Below are 19,522 nucleotides of genomic sequence, written 5' to 3'. Positions count from 1 at the left end.
GTAAAACAAAGCCCCGGCAGCAATGCCGGGGCTTTTTTGTATTCCTGGGCTGGCCCTTTCGCGGGTAAACCCGCTCCCACAGGGGTATCACAAGGCTTGAGTGCAGTGAGGTCCCTGTGGGAGCGGGTTTACCCGCGAAGAGGCCGGTACAGGCTTACTTGAACCGACGCTCTACGCCTTTTTCAACCAGGATCTTGGCCGAAATCTCTTCCACCGAAAAATGCGTGGAATTGATGTTGGGAATGTTCTCCCGGCGGAACAGGCTCTCTACCTCACGCACTTCGAACTCGCACTGGGCAAAGCTGGAATAGCGGCTGTTGGGCTTGCGTTCGTGGCGGATGGCGGTGAGGCGGTCGGGGTCGATGGTCAGGCCGAACAGCTTGTTGTGGTGCTTTTTCAGCACCGCCGGCAATTGCAGGCGCTCCATGTCGTCTTCGGTCAGCGGGTAGTTGGCGGCGCGGATGCCGAACTGCATGGCCATGTACAGGCAGGTGGGGGTTTTGCCGCAGCGGGACACACCCACCAGAATCAGGTCGGCCTTGTCGTAGTAGTGGGTGCGCGCACCGTCGTCGTTATCCAGGGCAAAATTCACTGCCTCGATGCGTTCCATGTAGTTGGAGTTGCCACCAATCGAGTGCGATTTGCCCACGGAATACGACGAATGGGCGGTCAATTCCTGTTCAAGCGGGGATAAAAACGAAGAAAAGATGTCGATCATGAAGCCGTTCGAGGTCGCCAGGATCTCCCGGATGTCCTGGTTGACGATCGTGTCGAAGATGATCGGGCGTACACCGTCACGCTCGGCGGCGGCGTTGATTTGCTGGACCATGGTCCGCGCTTTGTCTGGCGAATCGATGTACGGACGGGTGAATTTGTTGAACGGAATGCTCTCGAATTGCGCGAGCAAACTCTGGCCCAGGGTTTCGGCAGTGATACCGGTGCCGTCGGAGATGAAGAACGCGGTTCGTTTCATTTGCGATCTAGGCCTTAAGCTGATGACGTTTCTTGGATATGATAAGTTCGGTTTGCCGAATGCGGCTGTCGGCATTCTCACTTATTTTCCAGGTACAGGCCACAAACGCCCGGCCAAGTCACCGAAGACAGGCGGGCGCCTTTTTGAGCTTTTCCAACACAGTTAGTGGAGAGATCACCTTGGTAGAGTACGTAGTTTCCCTCGATAAGCTCGGCGTCCATGATGTAGAGCATGTGGGGGGCAAGAACGCATCCCTGGGCGAGATGATCAGCAACCTTGCCGGTGCTGGTGTATCGGTGCCGGGCGGCTTTGCCACTACGGCGCAGGCGTACCGCGATTTTCTCGAACAGAGTGGTCTGAACGACAAGATTCACGCCGCGCTCGACGCGCTCGACGTGGATGACATCAACGCCCTGACCAAGACCGGCGCGCAGATTCGCCAGTGGGTCATGGAAGCCGAATTCCCGGCACGTCTGGATTCGGAAATCCGAACCGCCTTCGCCGAAATGGCTGCCGGCAACGACAACATGGCCGTTGCCGTGCGTTCCTCGGCCACGGCCGAAGACCTGCCAGATGCCTCGTTCGCCGGCCAGCAGGAAACCTTCCTCAACATCCGCGGCGTCGATAACGTGATCCGCGCGGCCAAGGAAGTGTTTGCTTCGTTGTTCAACGACCGCGCCATCGCCTACCGCGTGCACCAGGGCTTCGACCACAAGCTGGTCGCCCTGTCTGCCGGCGTGCAGCGCATGGTCCGTTCCGAAACCGGCACCGCCGGCGTCATGTTCACCCTGGACACCGAATCGGGCTTCCGCGACGTGGTGTTCATCACGGGTGCCTACGGCCTGGGCGAAACCGTGGTGCAGGGTGCGGTCAACCCTGACGAATTCTACGTGCACAAGCACACCCTGCAGGCCGGCCGCCCGGCCATCCTGCGCCGCAACCTGGGCAGCAAGGCGATCAAGATGGTCTATGGCGAAGAAGCCAAGGCCGGCCGTTCGGTCAAGACCGTCGAAGTCGACCGCGCCGAACGCGCTCGCTTCTGCCTGACCGATGCCGAGGTCAGCGAGCTGGCCAAGCAGGCCATGATCATCGAGCAGCACTACCAGCGCCCGATGGACATCGAGTGGGCCAAGGACGGTGACGACGGCAAGCTGTACATCGTGCAGGCACGCCCGGAAACGGTAAAAAGCCGCTCCAGCGCCAATGTCATGGAACGCTACCTGTTGAAAGAAAAGGGCACCGTGCTGGTCGAAGGCCGTGCCATCGGCCAGCGCATCGGCGCCGGCAAGGTCCGCGTGATCAACGACGTTTCGGAAATGGACAAGGTCCAGCCGGGCGACGTGCTGGTCTCCGACATGACCGACCCGGACTGGGAACCGGTGATGAAGCGCGCCAGTGCCATCGTTACCAACCGCGGTGGCCGTACCTGCCACGCGGCGATCATCGCCCGTGAACTGGGTATTCCGGCCGTGGTCGGTTGCGGCAACGCCACCCAGGTGCTCAAAGATGGCCAGGGTGTGACGGTGTCCTGCGCCGAAGGCGACACCGGCTTCATCTTCGAAGGCGAGCTGGGCTTCGACATCAAGCAGAACTCGGTCGATGCCATGCCGGAGCTGCCGTTCAAGATCATGATGAACGTCGGCAACCCGGACCGTGCCTTCGACTTTGCCCAGCTGCCCAACGCCGGTGTTGGCCTGGCGCGCCTGGAATTCATCATCAACCGCATGATCGGTGTGCACCCCAAGGCGCTGCTCAACTACGCAGGTCTGCCACCGGAGCTCAAGGACAGCGTCGACAAACGCATTGCTGGCTACAACGACCCGGTCGGCTTCTATGTCGAGAAGCTGGTCGAGGGCATCAGCACCCTGGCTGCGGCCTTCTACCCGAAAAAGGTCATCGTGCGGCTGTCGGACTTCAAGTCCAACGAGTACGCCAACCTGATCGGCGGCAAGCTGTACGAGCCAGAAGAAGAAAACCCGATGCTGGGCTTCCGCGGTGCTTCGCGTTACATCAGCGAATCGTTCCGTGACTGCTTCGAGCTCGAGTGCCGTGCACTGAAGCGTGTGCGCAACGAGATGGGCCTGACCAACGTCGAGATCATGGTGCCGTTCGTGCGTACCCTGGGCGAAGCCAGCCAAGTCGTCGACCTGCTCGCCGAAAACGGTCTGGCTCGCGGCGACAACGGCCTGCGCGTGATCATGATGTGCGAACTGCCGTCCAACGCCATTCTGGCTGAAGAGTTCCTTGAGTACTTCGACGGCTTCTCCATCGGCTCCAACGACCTGACCCAGCTGACCTTGGGCCTGGACCGTGACTCGGGCATCATCGCCCACCTGTTCGACGAGCGTAACCCTGCGGTGAAGAAGCTGCTGGCCAACGCCATTGCCGCGTGCAACAAGGCAGGCAAGTACATCGGTATCTGCGGTCAGGGCCCATCGGACCACCCAGACCTGGCCAAGTGGCTGATGGAGCAGGGCATCGAAAGCGTGTCGCTGAACCCGGACTCGGTACTCGAGACCTGGTTCTTCCTGGCCGAGGGCCAGGGCGCGGCCTGACGCAGTAAAACGCGGGGGGACGTCTGGCGTACCCCCGCCTGGTTTTTCCAGGGCGTGCTCCAGTGATGGTTCCCGCCCTTTTTTGTGCACCAAGCAACCTTATGCAAAGCAGCAGCACTCTATTTCCCGTGGCCCTGCTCAGTGCCGAGCGGCGCGGCGATCTCAGCGAAGACGTGTACCGGATCAAGGCTGGCAACAGCCCTGACCCTAGCGTCGAGCTTGCCCTCACCCGTCTGGGCATTGCCGACCAGGGGCAGCCCTTGGGTGTGCCGGTCATTCTCCTGCACGGCAGTTTTTCCAATCGGCGTTTCTGGTATTCGCCCAAAGGGGTTGGCCTGGGCGCCTATCTGGCCCGTGCCGGTTTCGATGTGTGGATCCCGGAAATGCGCGGCCACGGCCTGTCGCCGCGTAACCGCGCCTGGCAGCACAACACCGTTGCCGCCTATGCCCGTGATGACCTGCCACTGATTGCCGCGTTCGTGCGCGAGCAGTCGGGCCATGCGCCGCACTGGGTTGGCCACTCCCTCGGTGGCACTACCCTGGCGGCAGCCTTGGGCGGTGGTTTTCTGGCTGCCGAGCAGGTGGCCAGCGTGGCACTGTTCGGCACCCAGATCAGCCGCGTCTATTGGCCGTTGAAAGTGCCACCGCTGGCCTGGGGCGCGAAGCTGCTGCTCAAGCGCTGGGGGCAGATATCCGGGCCGCGCTTCAAGCGTGGGCCAGAGGATGAGCCGATCGGCCTGGCGCTTGAGAGCATGCGCTGGCACGGCCTGTTCGGGCGCTTTGGCGACAAGCAGAGCGACTGGTGGGCGGGGCTGGCAGAGGTGGATGTGCCGCTGCTGGCGGTGGCGGGCGCGGGGGACTTCCAGGACCCGGTATGGGCCTGCCGCAAGCTGTTCGAGCAGCTGGGGGGTGAGCGCAAGCAGTTCCTGCGGCTGGGGGGTGAAGAAGGCTTCGATGCCTTCGGCCATGTCGACATGCTGGTGAGCAAGGCTGCGCAGGTGCAGGTGTGGCCGCTGGTGGAGCGCTGGTTGCGCAACCCGCTGTTGCCGGTGCATGCGTCCACTGTGGTCGCAGAGCCGGTGGTGGTCAGTTAGTTTTGGATTGCCTGTAATGGCCCTATCGCCGGCAAGCCAGCTCCCACAAGTACCCCACAGGCCTTGAGGGCAGTAGTGTTCTTGTGGGAGCTGGCTTGCCGGCGATAGGGCCGGTACAGGATGAATACAAATGACTGCCCGGTCCCGGATGACTACGACAGCCTCCAAGGTGTAGCCTTGGCCGATACCCGCTTTCGTTGTGACTGACAGGAGCCTCCCATGCAGCATTACGTAACGCCCGACCTGTGTGACGCCTACCCGGACCTGGTACAAGTGCTGGAACCGATGTTCAGCAATTTTGGCGGCCGTGATTCGTTCGGCGGTCAGATCGTCACCATCAAGTGCTTCGAGGACAACTCGCTGGTCAAGGAGCAGGTAGAGCTCGACGGCAAGGGCAAGGTGCTGGTGGTCGATGGTGGTGGCTCGCTGCGCCGGGCGCTGCTCGGCGACATGCTGGCCGAAAAGGCCGCCAAAAACGGTTGGGAAGGCCTGGTGATCTACGGCTGCGTGCGTGACGTGGATGTATTGATCCAGACCGACGTCGGCGTACAGGCCCTGGCCAGCCACCCGATGAAAACCGACAAGCGCGGTATCGGCGACCTCAACGTGGTGGTGACCTTTGCCGGGGTAACCTTCCGCCCGGGCGAGTATGTGTATGCCGACAACAATGGCGTGCTGGTCTCGCCAAGCCCGCTGAAAATGCCGGAGTGATGCGCCGCACGCGCTGATGGAGCTTTGATGTTCGAGGAAGACAACGCGCAGTGGGGGCTGGTGCATGCCCTGGTGCTCGATGGTAAAGGCGGCGCGCGCTCGATTGCCCGTACCGAACTGGACGACTTGCAGCTGCAACCGGAGCAGAGCCTGTGGCTGCACTGGGACCGCAGCCATCCACAAACCCGCACCTGGCTGCTGCGTGACAGCGGCCTGAGCGAGTTCGCCTGCGAGCTGCTGCTGGAAGAAAACACCCGGCCGCGGCTGCTGCCCATGGCTGACGAACAGCTGTTGCTGTTTTTGCGTGGGGTCAACCTCAACCCGGGCGCAGAGCCCGAAGACATGGTCTCGGTGCGCATTTTCGCCCAGGCGCAGCGGGTCATATCGCTGCGCTTGCGGCCGCTACGCGCCAGTGACGAAATTCTTCAGTTGCTGGAGCAGGGCAGGGGGCCGAAGTCGGCTTCCGAACTGTTGCTGCTGATGGGCGAACTGCTGACCGAAAAGGTCCAGGGCCTGGTCAGCGACCTGTCCGAACTGGTCGACCTGGAAGAAGAAAAGGTCGAAGCCGACGAACGGTACACCCCGGAGAACGGCAGCCTGCAGCAGATCCGTCGCCGTGCTGCCGGCCTGAGGCGTTTCCTGGCCCCGCAGCGGGAGATCTACGCCCAGCTGTCGCGCAGCAAGTGGAGCTGGTTTGCCGATGCCGATGCCGATTACTGGAACGAGCTGAACAACAGCCTGATCCGCTACCTCGAAGAGCTGGAACTGACCCGCGAGCGTGCCGCGCTGGTGCTGGAAAGCGAAGACCGCCGGCGCAGCGAGCGGATGAACCGCACCATGTACCGCTTTGGCATCATCACCTGCATCTTCCTGCCCATGAGTTTCGTTACCGGGCTGCTGGGCATCAATGTCGGCGGTATCCCGGGGGCAGAAAACCCCTATGGCTTCCTGTTTGCCTGCATCGTCGTGCTGGGGCTGGCGGTGGGGCAGTGGTGGATGTTCCGGCGGTTGCGATGGGTCTAGGCGTTCATTTTGAAACATTCGTCCCAATGGGATGTGTGACCCATTGCCCGGCCATCTCGTCTCTTGCTGACACTGCGCGAGGTGCCCATGCACGATCCGTTTGAAGAATCCCTGCGTGACCTGCTCAAGGCGTCACCCTCCGGCAATGACCGGGATGACCGGGATGACGCCGCCTGCCTGGGGCGCGTGCTGAAAACTGCCAACCGCCAGGTTGGCGCGGGTGATCTGTTCAGCCTGCTTGGCCGCTGGTGCCAGGCGCTGCTGATTGCCGTCAATAATGGCTCGGCGCATGTCGCGCCGGTGCGTCGACACTCTTCCCGCAACGCTGCCACCGGCAGCAAAGCAGATAAGGCCGATTGAATATGGAACTCGATCTCTGGACCCAGAGCCTGGTCACCGCGATGACCGCCCTTTGGACCAAGGTAGCGAACTTCATCCCCAACCTGTTCGGCGCGCTGGTCGTGGTGCTGCTCGGTTTCGTGGTGGCCAAGCTGCTAGACACGCTGCTGTCCAAGCTGCTGGCCAAGCTTGGCCTGGACCGCCTGATGGCGGGCACCGGCCTCACCAAGATGCTCGGCCGGGTCGGCATCCAGGTGCCGATCTCGACCCTGATCGGCAAGATCGTCTACTGGTTCGTGCTGCTCATCTTCCTCGTCTCGGCCGCTGAGTCGCTGGGCCTGGAGCGGGTTTCGGCCACCCTCGACATGCTCGCCCTGTACCTGCCAAAAGTATTCGGTGCGGCCTTGGTATTGCTGGTCGGCGTGCTGCTGGCACAGGTGGCCAACGGCCTGGTGCGCGGCGCCGCCGAAGGCATCGGCCTGGAGTATTCGGCGGGCCTTGGGCGTATCACCCAGGGCCTGGTGATCATCATCAGCATCTCGGTCGCCATCAGCCAGCTGGAGGTGAAAACCGACCTGCTGAACCACGTGATCGTCATCGGGCTGATTACCGTTGGTCTGGCTGTAGCCTTGGCCATGGGCCTTGGCAGCCGTGAAATTGCCGGGCAGATCCTGGCCGGGATTTACGTGCGCGAGCTCTACCAGGTCGGCCAGCAGGTGCGGATTGGAGAGGTCGAAGGGCATATCGAGGAAATCGGCACGGTCAAGACAACGCTGCTGACCGATGATGGCGAACTGGTGTCGCTGTCCAATCGCGAGTTGCTTGAGCAGCGCGTCAATAGCCGCTAACCGCACAAAAGCTGTTAATGTATGCCGCCGCGAAATTCGACCCACGGGGTCGCGCGGCGTCATTGACCTGACTGTCGGCCAGATCCGTTTTGAATAAAGTTCATTCGCCGCCCATGCGTTATGACCCCCGCGAGCTCACCGACGAAGAGTTGGTGGCGCGTTCGCATGAGGAGCTGTACCACGTTACCCGCGCCTATGAGGAGCTCATGCGGCGCTATCAGCGGACCCTGTTCAACGTCTGTGCGCGTTATTTGGGGAACGACCGTGACGCGGACGATGTCTGTCAGGAAGTGATGCTCAAGGTGCTGTACGGGCTGAAGAACTTCGAGGGTAAATCCAAGTTCAAGACCTGGCTCTACAGCATCACCTACAACGAGTGCATTACCCAGTACCGCAAGGAGCGCCGTAAACGCCGGTTGATGGATGCCTTGAGCCTGGACCCTGTTGAAGAGGCGTCCGAAGACAAGGCACCGAAGCCGGAAGAAAAAGGCGGGCTGGACAAATGGCTGGTGCATGTGAACCCGATTGACCGGGAAATTCTGGTGCTGCGTTTTGTCGCAGAGCTTGAATTTCAGGAAATTGCAGACATCATGCACATGGGCCTGAGCGCGACGAAAATGCGTTACAAGCGTGCGCTAGACAAGCTTCGTGAGAAATTTGCTGGCCTCGATGAAACTTAGTGGCGTGCAAATATCTCTAACGAACCGGCGAGTTCTGCTAGACTTGCCGTCGAGTTGTCCCCCTTGTTTGTGGTGGGACTGCTTAACTATCACCAGATGGGGATTTAACGGATGAAATTGAAAAACACCTTGGGCTTGGCCATTGGTTCGCTCGTAGCCGCTACCTCGATTGGCGCTATGGCACAAGGCACAGGCGCTGTGGAAGTCGAAGGCTTCTACAAGAAAGAGTTCTTCGACAGCCAGCGTGACTTCAAGAACGACGGCAACCTGTTCGGCGGCTCGATCGGTTACTTCCTGACCGACGACGTTGAACTGCGCCTGGGTTACGACGAAGTTCACAACGCTCGTGGCGAAGACGGCAAGAACATCAAGGGCTCGAACACCGCCCTGGACGCCGTTTACCACTTCAACAACCCGTATGACGCCATCCGTCCGTACGTTTCCGCTGGTTTCTCGCACCAGTCGCTGGGCCAGACCGGCCGTGGCGGTCGTGACCACTCCACCTTCGCCAACGTTGGCGCTGGCGCCAAGTGGTACATCACCGACATGTTCTATGCCCGTGCCGGCGTAGAAGCTCAGTACAACATCGACCAGGGCGACACCGAGTGGGCCCCAAGCGTTGGTGTTGGCCTGAACTTCGGCGGTAGCCCGAAGCAAGCCGAAGTCGCTCCGGCTCCAGTTGCTGAAGTCTGCTCCGACTCCGACAACGACGGCGTTTGCGACAACGTCGACAAGTGCCCAGACACCCCGGCCAACGTTACCGTTGACGCCGACGGCTGCCCGGCTGTTGCCGAAGTCGTTCGTGTTGAGCTGGACGTCAAGTTCGACTTCGACAAGTCGGTCGTCAAGCCAAACAGCTACGGCGACATCAAGAACCTGGCTGACTTCATGAAGCAGTACCCACAAACCACCACCGTGGTTGAAGGTCACACTGACTCCGTGGGTCCAGACGCTTACAACCAGAAGCTGTCCGAGCGTCGTGCCAACGCTGTCAAGCAAGTCCTGACCCAGCAGTACGGCGTAGAATCTACCCGTGTTGACTCGGTAGGCTACGGCGAAACCCGTCCGGTTGCTGACAACGCCACCGAAGAAGGCCGTGCTGTCAACCGTCGCGTTGAAGCTCAGGTAGAAGCTCAGTCCAAGTAATTGGCCTGATGTTTCATGAAAAACCCGGCCTCGGCCGGGTTTTTTTTGCCTGTTTTTTGTGTCGCGTGTGCCGGCCTTTTCGCGGGTAAAACCGCTCCCACAGGGGCTCCACCCGCTTCAGCAGCACTGCAGTACCTGTGGGAGCGGGTTTACCCGCGAAGAGGCCGTACCAGGCAGTGAATCACCCGGCGACTGCTACCAGGTCCTGAGCCATCTGCTGCCCAACCACCTCCCCGATCACCAGCACCGCTGGGCTACGCAAGCCAAACGCCTGCGCATCTTCAACCATCCCCGATATATCGCTCCTGCACTCCCGCTGTTGCGGCATCGAGGCATTCTCGATCATCGCCACCGGCATCCCCGGCGCCATTCCGCCCTCCAGCAAGCCCTGGCGTACCTGCTCCAGTCGCGCCACCCCCATGTACACCACCAGCGTCGTCCCTCCCTGTGCCAGAGCCGTCCAGTTCAGCTCGCTGTCGTCCTGGGTGTGCGCTGTCACCAGCGTCACCCCGCGGCTGACACCGCGTGAAGTCAGCGAAATGCCGCATTGCGTGGCGCCTGCCAGGCCCGCCGTGATGCCGTTGACCAGCTCCACCTCGATGCCATGCCCCTGCAGCCATAGCGCCTCCTCACCTCCGCGACCAAAAATGCACGGGTCACCGCCCTTGAGCCGTACCACGCAACGCCCTTGTCGAGCATGGCGCAACATCAGGCGCTGGATGAACGCCTGTGGTGTGGAGCGGCAGCCGCCGCGCTTGCCCACGGCGATCACCTGGGCCTGGGGGCAATGTTCAAGTACTGCCGGGTTGACCAAGTCGTCGATCATCACCACGGCTGCTTGCTGCAGGGCACGCACGGCCTTGAGGGTGAGCAATTCAGGGTCACCAGGGCCAGCACCCACCAGCCAGACTTTTGCATTCATCGGGTATTCCTCATCGGCAGGGTGCACTCAGCCTTTTAGCAGGCTGAGCAGCAAAATCAGGTTGAACAGCAAAGACAGCAAGGCCAGCGTGCGCCACACCTTCAGCGGCTCGCGCTCCAGCAGTGGCCGTGGCCGGCTGGGCAGTTCCTGGCGGTCGCCGCGTTCAAGCAGCAGCAACCAGTGTTCGGCCGTTTCGAAGCGTTGCGCCGGGTCGGCGGCCACCGCCTGCTGCAGGTTGTGCTGCAGCCATTCCGGCAGGTCGGGGCGGTAGCGTGCGGCGTTGACTGGCTGGCCGAAGCGCGGGCGCTGGAAGGCTTCCACCTCGCCATACGGGTAGTGCCCGGTCAGCAGGTGGTACAGCGTCACGCCCACGGCATACAGGTCTTGGCGCGGGCTGGGCGGCTGGCCATCGAACGCTTCCGGGGCAATGTACGAGGGTGTGCCGGGCAAGTCGTGCAGCGGGTCTTCGGACAGGCCTGGGCAGTAGGCCAGGCCGAAATCCAGCAGGCGCAGCTGGCCATCATTGCCCAGGTGCAGGTTGTCCGGTTTGATATCGCGGTGCAGCAGGTTGCGCCGGTGCAACACACCGACCGCCTGCAGCAGTTGCCGGGCCATTTCCAGCCACTGCGGCAAGGGCAGTGGGCCGTGTTCGGCCAGCAGCGCCGCAAGGCTTTGGCCGGGGTATTCGCGCATCACGTAGTACAGGTGTTGGCGCTGGCTGGCAGCATGCAGCTCGGGGAAATGTCGGCCAGCGACCCGGCGCAGGAACCACTCCTCCAGCAACAGCCCTTGCGCCGCCTTCGGCTCCTGCTCGCGTGCGGCAGGCAGGGTCTTGAGCAGCCAGGCTTGACCTTGGCCGTCGCGCACCCGGTATAACAAAGACTGACGGCTGTGGGACAGCAGCTGTTCGGTGTGCCAGCCATCGATCACCTGGCCTTCGCGCAGCGGGCCGGGTACCGACCATTGCTGCAGCTGTGCCAGGGTGTCGCCGAGGTTGGCCGTGCCCAGTTGGTCGACCTGCACCAGCAAGGCACTGGCGTTGTCCTGGCTGCCATTGAGGTGCGCACTGGCAACCAGCGTGTCGACGGCCAGCTGCAGGTCTGGCTGCTCACGCAGCACAGCCTGGATGTGCTGGTCGCCCAGGCTGGCCCAGACCCCGTCGCTGAGCAGCAGGAAGCACTCACCTGCCTGCAGCTCGCCTTCCAGGTAATCCACCAGCAGGTGTTGGTCCAGGCCCATCGCGCGTTTCAGCACATGCTGCATGCCCGGCTGGTCCCACACATGGTCTTCGCTCAGGCACTGCAGGTGCCCGCCGTGCCAGCGGTACACACGGCAGTCGCCGACATGGGCCAGGGTGAAGCGCCGACCCCGCAGCACCAATGCGCTGAGGGTGGTCAGCAATGGCTGGCCGCTGCCCTGGGCGCGCAGCCAGCGGTTCTGGGCCAGCAGCAGGCGGTCGAGGGCCTGGGCCACGCTCCAGGTGGCAGGGGTGGCGTAGTAGTCCAGGGCCAGCGCCTGCAAGCTGGCCCGTGCCGCCAGGCCACCATCGGCGCATTGGCTGACGCCGTCGGCGAGGGCGAACAGGTAGCCCTTGCTGGCGGCCAGCTCTGGCGCCGGGGTAACCAGGCGCAGGGCGTCCTGGTTTTCCTCGCGCGGCCCGGTGGCGCTGGCCTGGGCAAAGCTCAGTTGCAGGCTCATGGGCGTGCCTCAGACCCGCGCTGCAGTGACTGCAGCCGAGCCCCAGGTGGTGCGCCAGCGCTGTTTCACGCCGTGCAGGCCAAACCAGGCAAGCAGGCCCAGGCTGGCGAACAGCCACAGCCCCAGCTGGTAATCGCCGGTGTGCTGCTTGATGGTGCCAAGCCCGGCGGCCAACAGGAAACCACCGATGCCACCGGCCATGCCGATCAGCCCGGTCATCACGCCGATTTCCTGGCGAAAGCGTTGTGGTACCAGCTGGAATACCGCGCCGTTGCCAGCGCCCAGGCCAAGCATGGCGCTGATGAACAGCGCCAGTGCGGCAGCCGCAGAAGGCAGGTTGAAACCGACTGCGGCAATGCAGATGGCGGCCACGCTGTACATGCCCAGCAGGGTGCGGATGCCGCCGAAGCGGTCGGCCAGGGCGCCGCCGAGCGGGCGCATCAGGCTGCCGGCGAACACGCAGGCAGCGGTGTAGTAGCCGGCGGTGACCGGGCTCAGGCCGTATTGGTCGCTGAAGTAGCCAGGCAGGGCGCTGGCCAGGCCAATGAAGCCGCCGAAGGTGACGCTGTAGAAGAACATGAACCACCAACTGTCACGGTCGCCGAGGGCCTTGAGGTAGTCCGCCATTGCTTTGGGCTTGGGGCGTTCTGGAGCGTTGCGTGCCAGCAAGGCGAACACCACCAGCGCCAGCGTCAACGGAATCAGCGCAAAGCCGAACACATTGTTCCAGCCAAAGCCGGCGGCCAGCGCCGGGGCCAGCAGGGCGGCGAACACCGTGCCGGAATTGCCGGCGCCAGCAATGCCCATGGCCTTGCCCTGGTGTTGCGGCGGGTACCACTGCGACGCCAGCGGCAGCGACACGGCGAACGAAGCGCCGGCAAAGCCGAGGAACAAGCCCAGCAGCAGCACCTGTTCATAGCTGTGTACGCCGAAGTGCCAAGCCGCCGCCAGCGCGACGATGACCACCACCTGGCCGATCAACCCTGCGGTCTTGGGTGACAGGCGGTCGACCAGCACGCCCATGGCAAAGCGCAGGATCGCCCCGGACAGGATCGGCATGGCTACCATCAGGCCCCGTTGTTGTGCACTCAGTTGCAGGTCACCGGCAATCTGCACCGCCATCGGGCCCAGCAGGTACCAGACCATGAAGCTCAGGTCGAAGTACAGGAACGCAGCGAACAGCGTGGGCACATGCCCGGATTTCCAGAAGCTGGTACTCATCGAACACCTCACTCGGCAAAGCAACGGAACGAAAAAGACGCCGCTACCCGCTCCACTAAGGTGGAGGGGAGAGCGACGTCTTTGTCGGGATTTAAGTGGGGCAACCGCCGTTGGCTACCGGTGCTGTTTGTTCAGCAAGAGATGGGCCAACTTATGGGGGCGGCCGGCATGACATTTTCTGCGCCTGTGAGATCGAGCGCCGCCCGCGCGGCGCTCGATCTGGCAGGCGCCAAAAATCTCATGCCGAGCACCTCAGCCCAGCATTTCGTGCATGGCAATGATCTGCTCTGCCACCTGAATCAGCTTCTGCTGCCGGCTCATGGCCTGGCGGCGCATCAGGGTGTAGGCCTGTTCTTCGTTGCAGTCTTTCATCTTCATCAGCAAACCCTTGGCCTGCTCGATGCGTTTGCGTTCGGCCAGTTGCTGGTCGCGTGCCAGCAGCTGTGCCTTCAGTGCCTGGTCACTTTCGAAGCGGGCCATGGCCACATCCAGAATCGGCTGTAGCCGGGCGGCATGGATGCCTTCGACAATATAGGCACTAACCCCCGCCTGGATCGCCTGGCGCATTACCCCAGGGTCATGTTCGTCAGTGAACAGCACGATGGGGCGCGGCTGGTCACGGCTGACCAGTACCACCTGTTCCATCACATCGCGGTCCGGTGAGTCGGTGTCGATCAGCACCACATCCGGGCGCACCGTTTCGACGCAGGCAGGCAGGTCGATGGTCAGGCCTGGGGCTTCGGTGACCTCGAAGCCGGCCTCTATCAACGCTGCCTTGAGGCGGCCGAGTTTGTTTTGGGTGTCGTCGATCAGCAGGATGCGCAACATGTTGGTCCCCCTCACGCGCCGACACGGGCATCGGGCAGGTCGCCCAGTGCGTGCAGGCTGAAACTGCGGGCATAGCTGTAGGGGTCGCTGCCGTCCCAGCGGGTACCGTCGATCAGCAGGCTGCTGCGCATCGGCAGCGAAGGGCAGGCCACGCCAAGGCTTTGCGCTGCCTCGCTGTACAGGGCCAGCTGCTGTACCTGGCGGGCCACGCCGAGGTAGTCGGGGTCTTCGCGCAGCAGGCCCCAGCGGCGGAACTGGGTCATGAACCACATGCCGTCGGACAGGTACGGCAGGTTGGCCCGGCCGTGGTCGAACAGGCGCAGGGCATGCGGGTCCTGCCAGTGGTTGCCCAGGCCATCCTGATAGTTGCCGAGCAGGCGTGGCTCGATACGCTCCAGCGGCGTATCCAGATAGGCGCTGCCGCTAAGCAGTTGCGCGGTGCTGCGGCGGTTTTCCGGGCTTTGCTCGATGAACCGGCTGGCGGCGAGGATTGCCTTGATCAGGGCGCGGGCGCTGTTGGGGTACTGTTCGGCGAAGACGCGGGCACAGGCCAGGACCTTCTCCGGGTGGTCCGGCCAGATCGACTGGCTGGTGGCAAGGGTGAAGCCTTGGCCCTTGGCAACCGCATCGGCGGCCCAGGGCTCGCCCACGCAAAAGCCGTCGATGCGCCCGGCTTGGATATGTGCGGCCATCTGTGCCGGTGGCACCACCACGCTGTCGACGTCGCGTAGCGGGTGGATGCCCTGGCTGGCCAGCCAGTAATACAGCCACATGGCGTGAGTGCCGGTGGGGAAGGTCTGGGCGAAGGTCAGGCGCGCGCCATGTTGGTGCACCAGCCGCGCCAATGCTTCAGGGTTGGTCACGCCTTTGCGTTGCAGGGCAGGGGACAGGTTGATGGCCTGGGCGTTCTGGTTCAGCCCCATGAGCACCGCCATGTCACTGGCCGGTACGCCGCCAATGCCCAGATGCACGGCGTAGGCCAGGCCATACAAGCAGTGCGCGGCGTCCAGTTCGCCGCTGACCAGCTTGTCGCGCAGCCCCGCCCAGGAGCCCTGGCGCTTGAGGTTGAGGGTAAGGCCGTGCTGCTGGGCGAAACCCTGGGTGGCCGCGACCACCACCGAGGCGCAGTCGGTCAGGGCCATGTAGCCGATGTTCAGGCTATGTTTCTCGGGCGCATCGCTGCCGTTGACCCAGGCCAGGGGCGTTACTCGGGGTGCAGTATTCACAAGGTTCCTCGCCTGTACTGATTAGGCTGTGAGCCAAACCGGTGCAACCGATGTGCCAGGGCTGCAGTGGCCCCATGATTTGCTGTCCTGCCAGCGCCACGGTGGCTATAATCGCCCCCTCACTTACCCCGAGCCTTGCCTGCCCATGTATACCCTGGCCCGCCAGCTGCTGTTCAAGCTTTCTCCGGAAACTTCCCACGACCTGTCCCTGGACCTGATCGGTGCCGGTGGCCGCCTTGGCCTCAACGGCATGCTGTGCAAGCAGCCGGCGGCCTTGCCGGTTTCGGTCATGGGCTTGAACTTCGCCAACCCGGTGGGCCTGGCTGCCGGCCTGGACAAGAACGGCGCGGCCATCGACGGTTTTGCCCAGCTGGGCTTCGGCTTTGTCGAGATCGGCACCGTCACCCCGCGCCCGCAGCCGGGCAACCCCAAGCCACGGCTGTTCCGGCTACCGGAGGCCACGGCCATCATCAACCGCATGGGCTTCAACAACCTGGGTGTCGATAACCTGCTCGACCGGGTACGAGCCTCGCGCTACAGCGGCGTGCTGGGCATCAACATCGGCAAGAACTTCGACACCCCGGTCGAGCGTGCCGTCGATGACTACCTGATCTGCCTGGACAAGGTGTACACCGCCGCCAGCTACATCACCGTCAACGTCAGCTCGCCAAACACCCCGGGCCTGCGCAGCCTGCAGTTTGGTGATTCGCTCAAGCAGTTGCTCGATGCCCTGGCCGTGCGCCGTGAGCAGCTGGCTGCGACCCATGGCAAGCGCGTGCCGCTGGCCATCAAGATCGCCCCGGACATGAGCGACGAAGAAACCGCACTGGTGGCAGCCGCGCTGATGGAATCGGGTATGGATGCGGTAATCGCTACCAACACCACGCTGGGGCGTGAAGGTGTCGAGGGGCTGCCATATGGTGGCGAGGCGGGCGGCCTATCGGGCGCGCCGGTGCTTGAAAAGAGCACCCACATCGTCAAGGTGCTGGCAGGCGAGCTGGGCGGCAAGTTGCCAATCATTGCTGCCGGTGGCATTACCGAAGGCCGTCACGCTGCCGAGAAGATCGCCGCCGGGGCGAGCCTGGTGCAGATCTACTCGGGCTTCATTTACAAGGGGCCGGCACTGATCCGTGAGGCGGTGGACGCTATCGCGGCAATGCCACGGGTTTGATCGGCAGGCAAAAAAAGGGCCCCTTCAAGGGGCCCCTGGGCCTTCGCCCGCCGCCCGGATGGGGCGTGCATGGTAAATCGAATTCAGTGTCCTCGATCAGCCAACGGCGTGATTTTCGTTGAGTCTATGGATGCCAGCGGTGCCAGTCATTCCGTCCCAGTTATCACCGCGACCTTCGCGCCAGCCGTTGATCCAGGCTTGGCGAACAGAAGGAAGATTGAAAGGGCAAAGTTCGCGGGATTTGCCGGTGACCCCGTATTGGTAGCCACGTGAATATGCTCTTTCCAACGGATCACGCTTAAGTCTTCTCATAGGGTGTTGCCCTCACTTGTTGACTGTAATGTCCCGTCGGCCTCACTGAGGCCGGGCAGAGTCGTTCTGCCGGTTTGCGCTCGCTGCCGGCGTGGCGAGCTGAAAGTGCCGCCTCGTTGCGAAGCGGCCTGAGACCAGTTCTAACGAATGCGAGTCACGGTGTGAATGATCGATTTGTCATAAGCACGTAACCTTTCATAGGGTCAGGGGATAAGTAAATAAATGCGACTTAACCTTATTTGAGGTTTGGCCCGCTATGATCAGGGTTTGCTGATCATTGACGTCATTTCGCCAGCGCTGCTCGCGGGTGACAGAAATAATTTTAAATGCGACGAAGGGTCACAGCGGCCCCGGCGTCGTCAGAATTTTTTGTACTGCCTGATGATCTAAGCTGTCTTTGCCACTGGGCCGAGCACGGATCGGTCAGGTGGCCCGGCCCTTCGCAGCACGCTTATGTGCCGCAAATGGCCACCCGCACGTCTGCTGGAAAGGCATGCGGGCAAACTTCGCGGGGCGATGCGTCGCCTCGTCAGTCAAATAGCCCAAGGCTCTGGAATACTCATGTCGGACCGTTTCGAACTCTACCTCACCTGCCCTAAAGGCCTTGAAAGCCTGCTTGCCGAGGAGGCCAAGGGCCTTGGCCTTGACGAGGTGCGTGAGCACACCTCGGCCATCCGCGGCGCTGCCGACATGGAAACCGCCTACCGCCTGTGCGTATGGTCGCGCCTGGCCAACCGGGTGCTGCTGGTGCTCAAGCGCTTCACCATGAAGAATGCCGACGACCTTTACGACGGCGTCAACGCGGTTGACTGGGCCGACCACCTGGCAGCCGACGGCACCCTGGCGGTGGAGTTCAGCGGCCATGGCTCGGGCATCGACAACACCCACTTCGGTGCGCTGAAGGTCAAGGATGCGATCGTCGACAAGCTGCGCAACCGCGAAGGCCTGCGCCCGTCGGTGGAAAAGATCGACCCTGACGTGCGTGTGCACCTGCGCCTGGACCGTGGCGAGGCCATTCTTTCCCTCGACCTGTCCGGCCACAGCCTGCATCAGCGCGGCTATCGCCTGCAGCAAGGTGCTGCGCCGCTGAAGGAAAACCTGGCGGCAGCAGTGCTGATCCGCTCGGGCTGGCCGCGCATTGCCGCCGAAGGTGGCGCACTGGCCGACCCGATGTGCGGTGTGGGTACCTTCCTGGTCGAAGCGGCGATGATCGCTGCCGATATCGCGCCTAACCTCAAGCGTGAGCGTTGGGGCTTCACTGCCTGGCTCGGCCACGTGCCGGCGCTGTGGCGCAAGGTGCACGACGAGGCGCAGGCGCGTGCGCAGGCCGGCCTGGCCAAGCCACCGCTGTGGATCCGTGGCTATGAGGCCGACCCGCGACTGATCCAGCCGGGCCGCAACAACGTCGAGCGCGCCGGCTTGGGCGATTGGGTAAAGATCTATCAAGGCGAGGTCAGCACCTTCGAGCCACGCCCGGACCAGAACCAGAAAGGCCTGGTCATCAGCAACCCGCCCTATGGCGAGCGCCTGGGTGACGAAGCCAGCCTGCTGTACCTCTACCAGAACCTGGGCGAGCGCCTGCGCCAAGCCTGCATGGGCTGGGAGGCGGCGGTGTTCACCGGCGCGCCTCAGTTGGGCAAGCGCATGGGTATTCGCAGCCACAAGCAGTACGCGTTCTGGAACGGTGCCTTGCCGTGCAAGCTGCTGCTGTTCAAGGTGCAGCCCGACCAGTTCGTGACCGGTGAGCGCCGCGAAGCGCAGGCTGACAACGCCGAAATCCGTGAGCAAGCGCCGGTAGCCAGTGAGCCGGCGCGGCTGTCGGAAGGGGCGCAGATGTTTGCCAACCGCCTGCAGAAGAACCTCAAGCAACTGGGCAAGTGGGCCCGCCGCGAGCAGGTTGACTGCTACCGCCTGTACGATGCAGACATGCCCGAGTACGCCCTGGCGGTCGACCTGTACCACGACTGGGTGCATGTGCAAGAGTACGCCGCGCCACGTTCGATCGATCCGGAGAAGGCCCAGTCGCGCCTGCTCGATGCCTTGGCGGCTATCCCCCAGGCACTGGGCATTTCGCCGCAGCGCGTGGTGCTCAAGCGCCGCGAGCGCCAGAGTGGTACCCGCCAGTACGAGCGCCAGGCCACCGAGGGCCGCTTCCAGGAAGTGAACGAAGGTGGCGTCAAGCTGCTGGTCAACCTCACCGACTACCTGGACACCGGGCTGTTCCTTGACCACCGCCCCATGCGCATGCGCATCCAGCGCGAGGCTGCCGGCAAGCGTTTCCTCAACCTGTTCTGCTACACCGCCACGGCTTCGGTGCATGCGGCCAAGGGCGGCGCACGCAGCACTACCAGTGTCGACCTGTCAAAAACCTACCTCGACTGGGCGCGGCGCAACCTGGCGCTCAATGGCTTCTCCGAGCGCAACCGCCTGGAGCAGGGCGATGTGATGGCGTGGCTGGAAGCTAATCGCGAAAGCTACGACCTGATCTTCATCGACCCGCCAACCTTCTCCAACTCCAAGCGCATGGAAGGCGTGTTCGACGTGCAGCGTGACCACGTGCAGCTGCTGGACCTGGCCATGGCTCGCCTGGCGCCGGATGGCGTGTTGTACTTCTCCAACAACTTCCGCAAGTTCCAGCTCGACGAGCACCTGATGGCGCGCTATGCCGTGGAGGAAATCACCGCCCAGACGCTGGACCCGGACTTTGCCCGTAACAACCGGATCCACCGCGCCTGGCGCCTGCAATTGCGTTGAGCCGACGAGGTACATTGCGCG

17 protein-coding genes are annotated in these 19,522 nt (G+C 62.8%); 10 read left to right on the top strand and 7 right to left on the bottom strand.

The annotated features are described in order from the left end of the window. Window positions 1-154: 154 nt before the first annotated feature. Window positions 155-973: a pyruvate, water dikinase regulatory protein gene (locus JOY50_RS22175; RefSeq protein WP_012271263.1), complete on the bottom strand. Its 819-nt coding sequence runs from the start codon at window positions 971-973 to the stop codon at window positions 155-157. Window positions 974-1,152: 179 nt separating this feature from the next. Between JOY50_RS22175 and ppsA the strand changes: the two genes are divergently transcribed. From ppsA to JOY50_RS22135, 8 genes are all read left to right on the top strand, one after another. Then, window positions 1,153-3,528 (top strand): phosphoenolpyruvate synthase, encoded by a 2,376-nt coding sequence (gene ppsA / locus JOY50_RS22170; RefSeq protein WP_132846569.1) that lies wholly within the window; start codon window positions 1,153-1,155, stop codon window positions 3,526-3,528. A gap of 101 nt (window positions 3,529-3,629) precedes the next feature. Beyond that, window positions 3,630-4,622 (top strand): alpha/beta fold hydrolase, encoded by a 993-nt coding sequence (locus JOY50_RS22165; protein ID WP_243055858.1) that lies wholly within the window; start codon window positions 3,630-3,632, stop codon window positions 4,620-4,622. A 219-nt stretch (window positions 4,623-4,841) separates the two neighbouring features. Beyond that, a complete protein-coding gene (gene rraA / locus JOY50_RS22160; protein ID WP_003248652.1) occupies window positions 4,842-5,333 on the top strand; it encodes a ribonuclease E activity regulator RraA in 492 nt (163 codons plus the stop codon). Window positions 5,334-5,360: 27 nt separating this feature from the next. Beyond that, window positions 5,361-6,356: a zinc transporter ZntB gene (locus JOY50_RS22155; RefSeq protein WP_019472923.1), complete on the top strand. Its 996-nt coding sequence runs from the start codon at window positions 5,361-5,363 to the stop codon at window positions 6,354-6,356. Window positions 6,357-6,443: 87 nt separating this feature from the next. Beyond that, window positions 6,444-6,716 carry a hypothetical protein gene (locus JOY50_RS22150; protein ID WP_012271268.1) on the top strand — a complete coding sequence of 91 codons (273 nt, stop codon included), beginning with the start codon at window positions 6,444-6,446 and terminating at the stop codon, window positions 6,714-6,716. A 2-nt stretch (window positions 6,717-6,718) separates the two neighbouring features. Continuing rightward, window positions 6,719-7,543 carry a mechanosensitive ion channel family protein gene (locus JOY50_RS22145; RefSeq protein WP_016485593.1) on the top strand — a complete coding sequence of 275 codons (825 nt, stop codon included), beginning with the start codon at window positions 6,719-6,721 and terminating at the stop codon, window positions 7,541-7,543. A 113-nt stretch (window positions 7,544-7,656) separates the two neighbouring features. Further along, window positions 7,657-8,223 (top strand): RNA polymerase sigma factor SigX, encoded by a 567-nt coding sequence (sigX, locus tag JOY50_RS22140; RefSeq protein ID WP_003248665.1) that lies wholly within the window; start codon window positions 7,657-7,659, stop codon window positions 8,221-8,223. A gap of 111 nt (window positions 8,224-8,334) precedes the next feature. Continuing rightward, on the top strand, window positions 8,335-9,369 hold the full coding sequence (locus JOY50_RS22135) for an OmpA family protein (RefSeq protein WP_019472922.1): 1,035 nt from the start codon (window positions 8,335-8,337) through the stop codon (window positions 9,367-9,369). Window positions 9,370-9,550: 181 nt separating this feature from the next. Here the strand turns inward: JOY50_RS22135 and cobA are convergent, their stop codons facing one another. The 5 genes from cobA to JOY50_RS22110 all read right to left on the bottom strand — a co-directional run bounded on the left by cobA (window position 9,551) and on the right by JOY50_RS22110 (window position 15,264). Then, window positions 9,551-10,291 carry a uroporphyrinogen-III C-methyltransferase gene (gene cobA, locus JOY50_RS22130; protein WP_138737358.1) on the bottom strand — a complete coding sequence of 247 codons (741 nt, stop codon included), beginning with the start codon at window positions 10,289-10,291 and terminating at the stop codon, window positions 9,551-9,553. Between the two features lie 27 nt (window positions 10,292-10,318). Beyond that, on the bottom strand, window positions 10,319-11,989 hold the full coding sequence (locus JOY50_RS22125) for a bifunctional protein-serine/threonine kinase/phosphatase (protein WP_132846565.1): 1,671 nt from the start codon (window positions 11,987-11,989) through the stop codon (window positions 10,319-10,321). Between the two features lie 9 nt (window positions 11,990-11,998). Next, on the bottom strand, window positions 11,999-13,210 hold the full coding sequence (locus JOY50_RS22120) for a NarK/NasA family nitrate transporter (protein ID WP_132846564.1): 1,212 nt from the start codon (window positions 13,208-13,210) through the stop codon (window positions 11,999-12,001). Between the two features lie 252 nt (window positions 13,211-13,462). Next, window positions 13,463-14,038, bottom strand: a complete 576-nt coding sequence (locus JOY50_RS22115; protein WP_016714854.1) for an ANTAR domain-containing response regulator — start codon at window positions 14,036-14,038, stop codon at window positions 13,463-13,465. A gap of 11 nt (window positions 14,039-14,049) precedes the next feature. Beyond that, window positions 14,050-15,264, bottom strand: a complete 1,215-nt coding sequence (locus tag JOY50_RS22110) for a CmpA/NrtA family ABC transporter substrate-binding protein (protein ID WP_138737357.1) — start codon at window positions 15,262-15,264, stop codon at window positions 14,050-14,052. A gap of 145 nt (window positions 15,265-15,409) precedes the next feature. Between JOY50_RS22110 and JOY50_RS22105 the strand changes: the two genes are divergently transcribed. Beyond that, window positions 15,410-16,435: a quinone-dependent dihydroorotate dehydrogenase gene (locus JOY50_RS22105; protein WP_016500784.1), complete on the top strand. Its 1,026-nt coding sequence runs from the start codon at window positions 15,410-15,412 to the stop codon at window positions 16,433-16,435. Between the two features lie 96 nt (window positions 16,436-16,531). Here JOY50_RS22105 and rmf read toward each other — a convergent pair whose 3' ends face one another. After that, window positions 16,532-16,747 (bottom strand): ribosome modulation factor, encoded by a 216-nt coding sequence (gene rmf, locus JOY50_RS22100; protein WP_003248687.1) that lies wholly within the window; start codon window positions 16,745-16,747, stop codon window positions 16,532-16,534. Window positions 16,748-17,308: 561 nt separating this feature from the next. Between rmf and rlmKL the strand changes: the two genes are divergently transcribed. After that, window positions 17,309-19,501 (top strand): bifunctional 23S rRNA (guanine(2069)-N(7))-methyltransferase RlmK/23S rRNA (guanine(2445)-N(2))-methyltransferase RlmL, encoded by a 2,193-nt coding sequence (rlmKL, locus tag JOY50_RS22095; RefSeq protein WP_019472916.1) that lies wholly within the window; start codon window positions 17,309-17,311, stop codon window positions 19,499-19,501. Window positions 19,502-19,522: the final 21 nt, after the last annotated feature.

The sequence above is a fragment of the Pseudomonas sp. BP01 genome (assembly GCF_022760795.1).
Classification (GTDB): domain Bacteria; phylum Pseudomonadota; class Gammaproteobacteria; order Pseudomonadales; family Pseudomonadaceae; genus Aquipseudomonas; species Aquipseudomonas putida_Q.
Note: the sequence above shows the minus strand (reverse complement) of the source record. Positions and strands in the feature narration are given on the sequence as shown.